Origin of the sequence: Okeania sp. SIO2B3 (assembly GCF_010672525.1) — a bacterium.
Lineage (GTDB): Bacteria > Cyanobacteriota > Cyanobacteriia > Cyanobacteriales > Microcoleaceae > Okeania.
Map to the genome: position 1 here is coordinate 563,730 of NZ_JAAHGH010000005.1, position 11,730 is coordinate 575,459.

The 11,730-nt window shown below is 33.4% G+C and carries 11 protein-coding genes and 1 pseudogene; 9 read left to right on the forward strand and 3 right to left on the reverse strand.

Translation table 11 applies throughout. The annotated features are described in order from the left end of the window. The 3 genes and pseudogenes from F6K15_RS07870 to F6K15_RS07880 all read left to right on the forward strand — a co-directional run. Positions 1-260 (forward strand): annotated as a pseudogene (locus tag F6K15_RS07870) (ATPase); the annotation flags it as partial. 94 nt (positions 261-354) lie between these two features. Further along, on the forward strand, positions 355-1,563 hold the full coding sequence (locus tag F6K15_RS07875) for an McrC family protein (RefSeq protein ID WP_293059354.1): 1,209 nt from the start codon (positions 355-357) through the stop codon (positions 1,561-1,563). Between the two features lie 255 nt (positions 1,564-1,818). Further along, positions 1,819-2,730 carry an NYN domain-containing protein gene (locus F6K15_RS07880; RefSeq protein ID WP_293059357.1) on the forward strand — a complete coding sequence of 304 codons (912 nt, stop codon included), beginning with the start codon at positions 1,819-1,821 and terminating at the stop codon, positions 2,728-2,730. Positions 2,731-2,867: 137 nt separating this feature from the next. Here the strand turns inward: F6K15_RS07880 and F6K15_RS07885 are convergent, their stop codons facing one another. Together F6K15_RS07885 and F6K15_RS07890 are read right to left on the reverse strand one after the other, a co-directional pair. Then, complete coding sequence (locus F6K15_RS07885) at positions 2,868-3,011, reverse strand: hypothetical protein (RefSeq protein ID WP_293059360.1); 144 nt, start codon at positions 3,009-3,011, stop codon at positions 2,868-2,870. After that, complete coding sequence (locus F6K15_RS07890) at positions 2,974-3,216, reverse strand: hypothetical protein (protein WP_293059363.1); 243 nt, start codon at positions 3,214-3,216, stop codon at positions 2,974-2,976. The genes F6K15_RS07885 and F6K15_RS07890 overlap by 38 nt, the downstream gene beginning before the upstream one ends. 892 nt (positions 3,217-4,108) lie before the next feature. Here F6K15_RS07890 and F6K15_RS07895 point away from each other — a divergent pair. Both F6K15_RS07895 and F6K15_RS07900 read left to right on the forward strand, forming a co-directional pair. Beyond that, positions 4,109-4,693, forward strand: a complete 585-nt coding sequence (locus F6K15_RS07895) for a hypothetical protein (protein WP_293059366.1) — start codon at positions 4,109-4,111, stop codon at positions 4,691-4,693. 520 nt (positions 4,694-5,213) lie between these two features. Continuing rightward, positions 5,214-5,864, forward strand: a complete 651-nt coding sequence (locus tag F6K15_RS07900; RefSeq protein ID WP_293059370.1) for a cytochrome b/b6 domain-containing protein — start codon at positions 5,214-5,216, stop codon at positions 5,862-5,864. 537 nt (positions 5,865-6,401) lie between these two features. Here the strand turns inward: F6K15_RS07900 and F6K15_RS07905 are convergent. Continuing rightward, a complete protein-coding gene (locus F6K15_RS07905) occupies positions 6,402-7,601 on the reverse strand; it encodes a ferrochelatase (protein ID WP_293059373.1) in 1,200 nt (399 codons plus the stop codon). A gap of 675 nt (positions 7,602-8,276) precedes the next feature. On the opposite strand from F6K15_RS07905, the gene F6K15_RS07910 reads away from it, so the two are divergent. From F6K15_RS07910 to F6K15_RS07925, 4 genes are all read left to right on the forward strand, one after another. Next, positions 8,277-8,852, forward strand: a complete 576-nt coding sequence (locus F6K15_RS07910) for a hypothetical protein (protein WP_293059375.1) — start codon at positions 8,277-8,279, stop codon at positions 8,850-8,852. A gap of 132 nt (positions 8,853-8,984) precedes the next feature. After that, entirely contained in the window at positions 8,985-9,386 is a 402-nt protein-coding gene (locus tag F6K15_RS07915) for a sulfotransferase family 2 domain-containing protein (RefSeq protein ID WP_293059378.1), read from the forward strand. Between the two features lie 314 nt (positions 9,387-9,700). Continuing rightward, positions 9,701-10,102, forward strand: coding sequence for a tetratricopeptide repeat protein (locus F6K15_RS07920; protein ID WP_293059381.1), 402 nt, complete (start codon positions 9,701-9,703; stop codon positions 10,100-10,102). A gap of 1 nt (position 10,103) precedes the next feature. Continuing rightward, positions 10,104-10,997: an alpha/beta fold hydrolase gene (locus F6K15_RS07925; RefSeq protein ID WP_293059384.1), complete on the forward strand. Its 894-nt coding sequence runs from the start codon at positions 10,104-10,106 to the stop codon at positions 10,995-10,997. Positions 10,998-11,730 lie beyond the last annotated feature (733 nt).

Genomic DNA, 11,730 nt, shown 5'->3' on the forward strand with positions numbered 1-11,730 from the left:
CAGAAGAAATAGAAGAATATTTTCCAATGGAAGAATTAATTGAAATTTTAGAAGAAGTCAACCAAGAAATAAACGACCCTCACTATCAAGTCGGTGTTTCCTTTTTTCTTCGAGAAAATATTGATGAAGAAATACAAGATATTTGGCAAATGGAAATTGAACCATATTTAGAGGAGTATTTTTTTGCTCAACCAGAAAAAGTCGATGATTTTCGATGGGATAAAATTCAACATCGGATATCTTCAGCAATTAATAATTAATAATTCAGGACTTAGGCAAAGACACTATATGTAGTGTACAGACTTAACTTTAGTAGTTGTTGCTCCATATTAATAAATTTAACTAATTTTCAATATGAAATATACCCAAATTATCGAACTTATTGAATATAAACCTCGCCAGTTTCCACCAGATAAAATTGATTATGATATTGCCACTAAGTTATGGCAAGAATACGACGAAAAAGGCAAAAAAATTAAAGTAGAGTTTCCTACTCCCAAAACTAAAAATAAATGGCAATTTACATCTCAAGGATGGGTTGGTTATATTCCTATAACTCCAGGTTTTCACATCATTCTTAAACCAAAAGTACCGCTTCATAACTTATTTGGAATGTTGGAATATGTCTACAATTTCAAAAGTTTTCGTTTCTTAGGTGGTTTAGTTAACTGCAATTCTCTACAGGAATTTTACAATTGTTTAGCTAATATTCTGGCTCAAAAAATATTAGACCGGGGTCGAAAAGGTTTTTATCGTGCTTACCTGCCAAAAACAGAAAATTTAACTTATATTCGGGGGCGATTAAATATGCAGCAAGTTATGCAAAAACCCTGGAATGTTAAGTTGAAATGTGATTATCAAGAACATACTGCTAATATTCCCGATAATCAAATTTTAGCTTGGACTTTGTTTATGATTGGTCGTAGTGGTTTCTGTTCTGAAAATGTTGCTCCAAAAGTGGCAAAAGCTTTTCATATTTTGCAAAATTCGGTAAGTTTACAACCTTTTAAATCTAGTGATTGTGTAGACATAAAATATCATCGTTTGAATGAAGACTATCAAACTTTACACGCTTTATGTCGATTTTTTCTGGATAATATTGGAGCTAGTCATCAACAGGGTAATTATTCAATGTTACCTTTTTTAATAGATATGGCTAAACTCTATGAAAAATTTGTAGCTGAATGGTTAAAAGTTCATCTACCCTCAAATTTAAGAGTTCAAGAGCAAGAAAAAGTAGATATTATTGACGATAAAATTTATTGTCGAATTGACTTAGTTATTTCTGAAGTAAAAACTCAGAAGGTTGTTTATATTCTTGATACTAAATATAAATTGGATGCCAGACCATCGCCAGATGATATTCATCAAGTGGTTGCTTATGCAACTTATAAAAAATGTCACGAAGCTATTTTGGTTTATCCTCATAAATTAACTAATTCCATCAATCAATTAGTTGGTGAAAGTCAAGTGAAATTGCGTAGTTTGACATTTGCTCTTGACTCTGATTTGGAAAAAGCTGGTCAATCTTTTTTAGAAGAATTAATCAGAGATTTTGATTGAGGATTGATACTTCTAGTATTTTGTTAAGTTAATCTTAAGTAAGAGATTATTTAGTTAAAGGGGATGTTAAATAGCTACAATATATCTAATATAGCATTTCTCAAACTAATGAGGTACACCTATCTTTAATTTCTATTCTATTCCCTATTCCCTATTCCCTGTTCCCTGTTCCCTAAAAATTACGAAATTTTTACCTTACCAGTCTGGGAATTGCTATATAAAGTTCAAGTATAAAATATAGATTTATTGCCACAAATGTCAAATACTAATAATCCTATCAATCTACAATCTTCAAAATTAACTTATTTATTTATTGATGGAAGTTATCTAAGAGAAAGTTATATAGACTCCACTTCTAAATGGTTTGGAAATGAAGTAATAAATGACAATAATAACATTGATTTTAATGCCATCAAAATTTTTTTTGATGCTCAAAAAGTTTTCTATTATGACTATATAGACCGGATTCAACGTAAGTATGAGGACCAAACAGATTTTGAAGAGCGCGTATCTCAACAAAAAGATTATTTTAATCAAATTCGTTCTCTAGAAGAATATCACGTTAAGTTAGGAAATTTAACAAAAAAAGGTCAAAAAGAAGTTCATATTCTCCTCACAGTAGATATGATGAATCACGCTATTCGCAACAACATGGTAAAAGCAGTTTTACTATCTGGAGATAAGGATTTTAAACCACTTGTTGAAAGCTTAGTTAATATGGGAATGATTGTATATGTATCTTCGGAAGCTCGTTCAACTTCATCAGACCTGAAATATGCGGCTGATTCTTACATCCCACTTTCATTTTTTGATTACTATAAATGGTCGTCTCCAGAACTTAAAAATAAGTATCCAATGCCTAAAATCGAAACATATAAAACTTCACTTTTAGGTCGAGGTCTAGATAAATTTACATCACTATCAGATATGAAAATTGGTAAGAAATTTGGAAGTATAGTCAAAGTTTCTGAACCTCAAAATGCTGAGTTGCTCGATCAGGGAAAAGTTAAAGATTACGAAGTTAAGTTATTTCAAAAAGATCGTGAATTTATCCTCTTCTTTACAAAGATAGAAGATGGTTCTACTTTTCAGATGACTTTGAATAATCAGGATAGATTAGAACTTTACTATGCTCTGGAATCTGGAAAAAAAATTAAGTGGGATTAATTCAGTTATCAGTTATCAGTTATCAGTTTTAAATACTAAAGCTAGCTTTTTTCATTGCCTTAAAAGGGGAGACTTGAGACCTTATTTTTTGCTCAAAATTCAAAGTAAAGTTTGCAAAGTAACTACTTGAGTCTCAGTCAAATATCTGTTGCCTTTTTTGCTTCTTCTAACCAACTATCAAACAACTCTTGATTATTTTCAACCCACTCTTTGGCATGGCGACGGATATCCTCTGGAGAATCTTCACCTAGTAACAGACAAATAAATAGCAGGATAGTCAATTTCTTTCGGTTTTTCAATCTGATAACCAAGTTTTTCCAGACCAATATTTACAATCTCGGTTTGGAAATTTTCTTCAACCCAATTACTATGGGCAGCACGAACTCTAGTTTTTTTAACAGACGAATTTGATTGACAGGCAATTAAACCTATCAACAAAATTGTTAAAGTTATTCCTAAAGCAAGTTGCCTGAATTTTTGTTTCATTAAACAGTTCTAATAAACCTTACAATAAAGATTATTTAGCTTGGCTATAATCCTCAGACACTTGATTATCTAAAAACTTTAGAAAACCTTAAGCATTATATGTTTTCATAGGCAAAAATTATGCACTAAATTACAATCTAATACTAGAGCGTTAATCAAACAAATGAAAATTATTTGTGAGCAATAATTCACAGGCGATCGCTAATTATTTCAAGATGAGAAAAAATATTATGGAGCTGAGTTTAGAGACATGAAGCAAGAGGCATTATCAGTGATTAGTTATCAGTACCGATCTAATTATTTCGAGATGAGAAAAAATATGATGGAACTGAGTTTAGAGGCAGGAAGCAAGAGGCATTTACAGCAAATATTTGTCTCAATGGTATAATGTTGTAGGTAAGCCTTAAAATAGTTAACCATTGGTACAATGAAATTAATATTTTTCCAATCCTATATTTGTTTAGCATTGTCTCTATTATCAGGATTATGAGTGCAAACCTTCTGTGGATATTTATTAAAATAGTTTTACCTTTAATGCCTATAGTAATTAATTTTATTTTTATTAAGATAATGGGCAGTGATAAGGAGTGGTATCAAATTCTAACAGGTGGCGAGTTATTCATTTTTTCTACTACAATCTCTGCTTCTGCTATTGGGGTTACTTTTTTCAAGGTAGTTTAGATGATTCTTTAGGGAATTTAATATTTTGTATTCTTCTTTTAACGCTCATATTTTCTACTTCTTTGTTTGGTTTCGGTAGATTCATAAAACTTGACGAAAACAAAATAGGCAACATAAAAAATGAAGAATTATATGCTGTTGCTTCAATTGCTTGTGCAATAGCAGCAATTTTTTGTAGTTACTACATAAATTTTTTATCAGGTACAATAAAATGAATAATTCAACAATTCAAGGATTGACAAAACAAGAAGAAACTCTATTTTGGGGTTTAATTAATAAAATATTAGCTCAAAAAGTCTTGCCAGAAGCATCGTCTAATTCTACAGAAAAACAATTTCAATTAAATTTTAAGGTGGATAAAAATGGTTCAATAGATGTAGATTCTATCCAGTGGCAATTGGTACAAATTAAGTCTTTTTCCCTATTTGAAGAATCTTCTACTTCTACAGAAGAACAACTACAATTTCAATTAAATATCGAGGAGAATGAGAATAGTTCAACAGAGGAGATAGATTCTATCAACGAGCAATTTGATCAATTTAAGTCTCCTTCTCCAACTACACCTATTGTTGTAGTTTCTTTGGCAGCATTTGCTTTAGGTTTCGTAGTTATCCCTGGAATAATAATCTCTATATTAACAAATTCTGTTATAGTCAAAATATTTGCTTTAATAGGATGGGTAGTGTGTGTTGGACAACTTACAGTGGATCTTTTTAATGGTAAGACTAATTGGATGAAGATTATCACTGGATTTACTGGTTTATTTATCATCATATTATTAGCAATTTTCCGATAGAAACTTTTGCCTTTCTGAACCAGATAGAAGAAAATTTGTTACTAAATTTTACCCTCCACCTCAAAGAAACTTGCAACGGAGAGTGTTATCTGACAATAATAAACCTGTAGGTAAGTATATCCTTGCAATTAAAGTGCCAGAATTTAGATGATTTTCTCAAAGAGTAAAAATTTCAAAATACTGTTTATTATATAAAGTAATTTATAAGCATTCAGCTATTAGCAGTCAGCTCTCAGCAATAAAAATGAATCAAGCAAGTACTAGTTTAACTTCTACTACATTTTAAACTATATGGAGGGAAATGTAGATGTGTCTCGTACTTATTGCTAAGGTTAAGTAATAGGTAATTCTATTACTCATACTTTTAATTCTATAAAGCTGTTTGCGTAGCATGACCTAGGAATAGCTGATAGCTGACAGCTGTTTGCGCAGCATTCCGGAGGAAATGCTTACGGTAATTTCAACTCAAACAATCAAGTTTATTTCTCAAAGAATACAAAATATCCAACTTTCTTCAATTATGAAAACTCAAAAATATCAACCATTTTTACTCCGCTTATTTCACGGTATTAATGCTTTACTGATAATTGCTTGCCTAATTACAGGTTTTTTAGTTTATGATAGCTGGGACGGTAGATTTGGTCAACTTGGTCTGACTGTAAAAAACCGCAGTTTAATTGATATTCATGGAACTTTTGCCTTTGTCTTGTTTTTTGTATTTGTGGGGTTTCTAATAGTTAGTATTAAAATTGGCAGAAACCGTTTAATTAAATCAGATGATTTGCCAAAATTAATAAATAAAGTAGGTACAAAAATTTGGTGGCATAGACTACATCGCATTGTTAATACCACAATTTTACTGGCAGCAATTTTATCCATAGGTTCGGGAAAACTTCAAGATGAAAATTGGTTGCCAAGTGGAGAAATGAATCACATTTGGTACTACATTCATCTCATAGGTTGGTTAATAATGTTATTGGCGATCGCTACTCACTTATTGATGAGTGCCAAAGTAGGTGGAATATCTCTAATTTTATCTATGTTTAGGTTGAAATTTTCAACAAAGTATAGCGCTGTGCGCAGGCAACAGGCAACAGCGGTGCGACCCCGCGACGACGCCAGTCGCAAGGGAATGCGCACCAAGAGAGGCAACAGGCAACAGGGGGAATAAATTGCCCATCATATAAGACTTTTATAGCATTTTCAAAAAATACTGTTACAGTGCTTTATTCTGTTGGTAGGAGTCTTGAGATTAATACTGTAGAGACCTTTTTTTAATTTGGTATTAGCTATTTGTCCCCTCCTGCAATTTGTAAATATGCCAGCGCTCATTGCTATAGCGATCGCCCTGTTTTTGAAATGAAAGTTTTGAAACAGGACTTACGCAAAATATCAAATCACGCACCATTTGTAGGGGCGAATGGCATTTGCTAACGCAAAGCTCCGCTAACGCCCTCCCTGTATGTAGAGTCTGTGCTTAAGTCCTGGAAATTAAAGTTTTGCAGAAAAAACAAACCCCCCTTAAAAAAAGAGAGGCTTTAAAAAGTTGAATAGTAGAAAATTAATTATTTGAAGAAGAAGTCAGAAGTTCAAACCTACCACTAATTGAAAACCAAATAATCTGATAATTTGTAATTGATATTAAACCAATTTATTCATCTCAGCTCATACAAAATTTTCCTGTTAAATTCTCACTCCTGAATTCTTCCTAATGATGATGATGATGGTGGCCATGGTCGTGATGGTGATGATGACCGTGGGAATGTCCATGCTCCCCACCATGACTATGACTATGAGTTTTCTTCGCTTGTGCCACTGCTAAAGAAGGATTAACAGCTAAAGCATTTTCACTCAATAACTCCTCAATATAAAGATTAGCCCAATCAGCAGCCATCTGCAAAAATTCTGGGCGATCGTTGACACAACGCATTTGACGATAAGTTACTTCTGGATATTTGCGACGTATTGCTTCAATAATATGCTCAACATCTAATAATGTTTCGTGATTTTCTGTGGCAAAACCAATAGGCATAAATATAATAGCTGTTGCACCTAATTCTATGAGGTTTTTAGCAGCAGTTTTAGCATCTGGTTGAGTCCAGTCAATTAGTGGAGTATCGTGGTTTAACCAACCTACAGAAATCAAAGGAAAACGATTAATTAAACGTTCCCGCACTAACTCATAAAGTGCCTGACTTTCATCAATTCCAGAAGTAAAACCTTTAGCTTCGTGAGGGCAACCATGATTAGTTAAAACAATACCAATTTGAGATGGTAAATGAGCAACTGCTAAGTCATTAGCAATTTCTTCTTCTACCATTTCTGCCATTAGATTAATATAATCTGGTTCGTTATAAAAAGAAGGAATATAACGTTGACCTTTAATCCAATGTTCAGTATTATCTGCTAATTTTACTAAAGCTTTATTAACTTGTTCGACGGCAATTCCACTGGTAAAAATAGAGTCAACTACTAACAAAGGATAAATCAATAATTTATCAAATCCTTCAGCTTTAATTTGTGTTAATACTTGTTCTGGTAAGTGGGGAGCGCAGAAGTTAAAAGCTTTGAAAACTTTGACACGATCGCCCCATTTTGTTTGGAGATTTTTTTCAATTCCTGCTCTTTGACCTTCAAAAATAGCATTATGAGGAGAGATAAAATTGCCATGTTGATGACTCCATTCATGCAAGTCAAAAATAGCTAATAATTTGGCAATGGGAGGGTATATCCAGGTAGGAACAGGAGCAAATTTAGCAGTAAGTAAATTTAAAGCTTGTTCGTTATAATTAGCAAAATCTTCATAACTTTCTACTTCACCATATCCCATTAATAATACTGCTACTCTGTCTTTTTTATCCGATGGAGTAACTGTTGATTGTTGAATTTTTTCTGGAGTAGTAACCACGTTTTTTCCCTTGATTTTAGAATTATTAATTAACTTGAAACAAGAATGTACAACAGAAACAATTTATTGGTTTATACTCTGTCAAAAAAACAAGTATAAAAATTCTTTTTTTGAGAATAGGTTTGATTGAAATATGATTGAAAAAAAACAAACATTTTTCTTGAACCTGCCCCTACAACTATTGGTTTCTGTACAAAAGTAGTAGTGAGTAATTAGACTCTGGTGTTAGTTTAACACTCCCCTCCGGGGGGATAAGTACTACAATCTTGAGATTATATAAAATATTCAAGGTTTGCTTGGGACATTTAATGAAGTCAGAAGTCAGAAGTTAACCCACCCCTCGCCCCTCCCCCTCCCAACCCACCCCTAACCCCTCCCAGGAGGGGAGGGGAAGTAGGGGATTGGAGCAAGGTTCCAAAAATACAGCATATTTCGGGCAAATTAAGGTACAGGGTAAATGATGAAAATATTGTAGTGCGGGCATCTTGCCCGCGATGGGTATACCTCATAACAACGGGAAGCGCTGTATAAGGCCAGATTTTTCTCTCCTTCAGTTCTCTCCCAGTAACTAAAGCCTTCTTCTTTCTTCCTTATGACTTCTGACTTTTGACTTCTAACTTTCTTCCTTATGACTTCTGACTTTTGACTTCTAACTTTCTTCCTTCTTCCTTCACTATGACCATAGTAATTTGCCCTGGAATGCACGATCCAAAGTTAACCGAGCAATTCTTGGAGGGATTATTCGTCCATTGGCAAAGTCTCTCTCAATCTGGAGAGTTGTTAATTTGTCCCACCCAAGATTATTCTCCCTATTCTGCTATTGACATTTTGAACTTTTTATGGAGAAAAAAACAATTAACTAAAAATGTGCCACTATTATTTATTGCCTTTAGTGCCGGAGTAGTAGGAGCATTGGGAGCAGCTTGGGGTTGGCAACTGCGGGGTGGACAAATCAAAGCCTTTATTGCTATTGATGGGTGGGGAATGCCTGTAGAGGGAAACTTTCCCATATATAAAGTGAGTCACGACTATTTTACCCATTGGAGTTGGGGACTTTTGGGGACTGTGGATGAAAGTTTTTATGCCCATCCATCTGTAGAACATTTGGAAATCTGGCGATCGCCCCAAACTACGAAAGGTTGGTGGCTGCATCAAAACAGTGCCCAATTAGAAACAGCCTCACCAGCGACAGTTAAGGAATTTATTAGTCAAATTTTGGAAAAGTATCAAGAGTTTTCTAAGTATAAATAATAGAAAAGAGGGAGTAAGAAGTAGGAGGAAAGAATTGAGAATTTCTGTGTGATAATTTATTTGATTTTTTATTATTGAAGATTTCCAATACATTGGATGATTTAATGAATAGATATTTATATAATTCGGCCTATGATTATATCTCACAAATATAAATTTATTTTTCTTAAAACAAAAAAAACTGGAGGCACATCAATAGAAATTTCTTTATCTAGATACTGTGGTGAAAATGACATAATAACTCCTATATCTATTGAGGATGAAGCTATTAGGAAGTTACTGGGAAAAAAGCCACAGAATTATAATATGATAGAGTCAGGTGAAGAAAAAAAGTACTATAACCATATCCCTGCTGAGGAAGTTAAGAATCAAATAGGAAATTCTGTTTGGAAGAGTTACTACAAATTTTGCTTTGAAAGAAATCCTTTTGAACAAGCGATATCCATGTATTTTTTTCAAACCAAATCTCGTTCTATGGAAAACTTTGATAATTGGTTGAAAAAAAAAAAAATATGTAAATTATCCCAATTATAGTAATTTTCACATATACACAATTAGTAGTAAAGTAGCAGTTGATTTTATAGGCAGATACGAAAACTTAGCAACTAATTTATCCTGGATTTGCGAGCAAATAAATCTTCCATTTGATGGCTGGTTGCCAAATGCAAAAGGTTTTTTTAGAACAGAAAGAAGTCCCTATTATCAGATTTTCAACCCGGAACAAATACAAATAATTGCTGAAATAAATAAATAAAAATACTTTTGATTTGTTGGAGGATTATCAACATAAACCGTATAAACCATACAGACATAATAGTAAATTAAAGAATCAGCAACTTTATGAAAAAATGACAATTAATCGCGGTCAAAAACATGAAAAAGATTACTATGAAAAGATGTCTAGAGACTTAATTAAACAAGGAGAAATTGAGAGTGCTTTAACCGCTTCTTATATGACAATAGGATTAGATTTTTATAACTCTTGGTGTTATTGGCATACTCTAGGTAATCTATTTAGGGAAAAATCTAAATATGACCAAGCTATTGCTGCATATCAAAGTGCTATTAAACTTAATTCTAGTTTTTCTTGGTGTTGGTATAATTTAGGCGATTGCTTAGAAAAAAAAGGTAATCTCGAAGATGCTGTTGCAGCTTTCCTCACAGCAACAAAACTATACCCGAACTTTAAAGTATTTAACGATCGCCTAATCAAGGCAAAGAATAAAGTATCTTTTTTAGGAGTAATTTAAGGTGAAAACAACAGAAAAAAATTCTTATATTAATGTTAATGGCGTTGAACATTACTATGAATGGATAAAGACATCAAATTCCACAGAAAAATCAAAACCAATAATGGTATTTCTCCATGGATGGGGAGGTTCTGGTAGATATTGGGAAAGTACAGCTAAGGAACTTTCTAATCAGTTTGATTGTTTAATTTATGACTTACGAGGATTTGGACGTTCATGTTTACCTCAACTTTCTACTACTGAGAAAAAAACTCTTTTCAATTCATCAAAAAATCCTACAGAAAAATATGAATTAGTAGGCTATGCAGAAGATTTAGCAATTTTACTTGATGCTTTAAATTTAGAGAAAGTTTATATTAATGCTCATTCTATGGGAGGTTCTATTGCTGCCTTATTTTTGAATATGTATCCAGAGAGAGTAGAAAAAGCAATCTTAACCTGTAGCGGTATTTTTGAATATGATGAAAAAACATTTACAACCTTTCATAAATTTAGTCGTTATGTAGTTATGTTTCGCCCCAAATGGCTAGTACAAATTCCATTTATGAGCCGCATATTTATGGCAAGATTTTTATATAAATCTCTGCCAGATAATATTAGTCGTACATTTTTAGAAGATTTTTTATTAGCAGATTTTGATGCTGCTTATGGCACAGTTTTAACTTCCGTAAGTAAAGAAGCCACAGAATGGTTGCCAGAACAATTTAAAAAATTTACAGTACCTACTTTATTAGTAGCTGGCGAACATGACCAAATTATTCCCGCAGAAATGGGTAGACAAGCAGCAGAATTAAATGAAAAAATAGAATTAACTATTATGCCAAATACAGCTCATTTTCCGATGTTAGAAGACCGGGAAAATTATTTACAAAGAGTGACAAATTTTTTGGTTTAGATGAAGGGTTAACCACTAGACATCTGGTGAATAAAGAATAGACTTTTTGCAGAAGTAGGCAACAACTCATCTGGCAACAGGAAAGAAAATTTCTGAAAAAAGACACAAAATATGATCTATATGTGTAATTTCCACCAGATGTCTACTATGATTCGGGTATTAACTTCAATTACTTAGGACTTATACCAATTTTAAAAAAGAATGCTACAAAAAGGTAGATATCGATAGGATATTCTTAAAAATGGCTACTTCAGTTCATTTTAGATAGCTATTTATATCGTTTTCCCATTTTTTTCAATATTTATCCCTTCTTACTTCTTCCCTCTTCCTTCTTTCGTACGGACGTTGCATAAGGGCGTCCCTACCATTTGTAACAAACATTTATCAAATTGGTATTACACATTACAACGTATTTTTGTCATTGCAACCAACAGGGAAGCAATCTCAAATCCTAGTTTTTCCTACCTCGTGCGTAAGTCCTGTGTATGTCATCAAAGTCCATCTCAAAAGCCTTGATAAAACCTTTTGAATTGTACACTTTGACATCCTCCCCGGCCTAAAGGTACGGGGTTTCCTACCGAGCCGTAACTCCTCGGTGGGTTGACGTCTCACAGGCTGCTGCACCCACCCCTCTTGCTCCCCTCCCGGGAGGGGATGGGGGTGGGTTACACTTGCCTCCACGTCCGTTTCTTGCTCCGCGTTCCCTTGCGCCTTTCGGCGGCGCGGGTTCGGT

Coding starts and splice junctions, on each gene's coding strand:
- F6K15_RS07920 (WP_293059381.1), top strand. CDS start 9,701: ATGACAATTAATCGCGGTCAAAAACATGAAAAAGATTACTATGAAAAG.
- F6K15_RS07880 (WP_293059357.1), top strand. CDS start 1,819: ATGTCAAATACTAATAATCCTATCAATCTACAATCTTCAAAATTAACT.
- F6K15_RS07910 (WP_293059375.1), top strand. CDS start 8,277: ATGACCATAGTAATTTGCCCTGGAATGCACGATCCAAAGTTAACCGAG.
- F6K15_RS07895 (WP_293059366.1), top strand. CDS start 4,109: ATGAATAATTCAACAATTCAAGGATTGACAAAACAAGAAGAAACTCTA.
- F6K15_RS07890 (WP_293059363.1), bottom strand. CDS start 3,216: ATGAAACAAAAATTCAGGCAACTTGCTTTAGGAATAACTTTAACAATT.
- F6K15_RS07900 (WP_293059370.1), top strand. CDS start 5,214: ATGAAAACTCAAAAATATCAACCATTTTTACTCCGCTTATTTCACGGT.
- F6K15_RS07875 (WP_293059354.1), top strand. CDS start 355: ATGAAATATACCCAAATTATCGAACTTATTGAATATAAACCTCGCCAG.
- F6K15_RS07915 (WP_293059378.1), top strand. CDS start 8,985: ATGATTATATCTCACAAATATAAATTTATTTTTCTTAAAACAAAAAAA.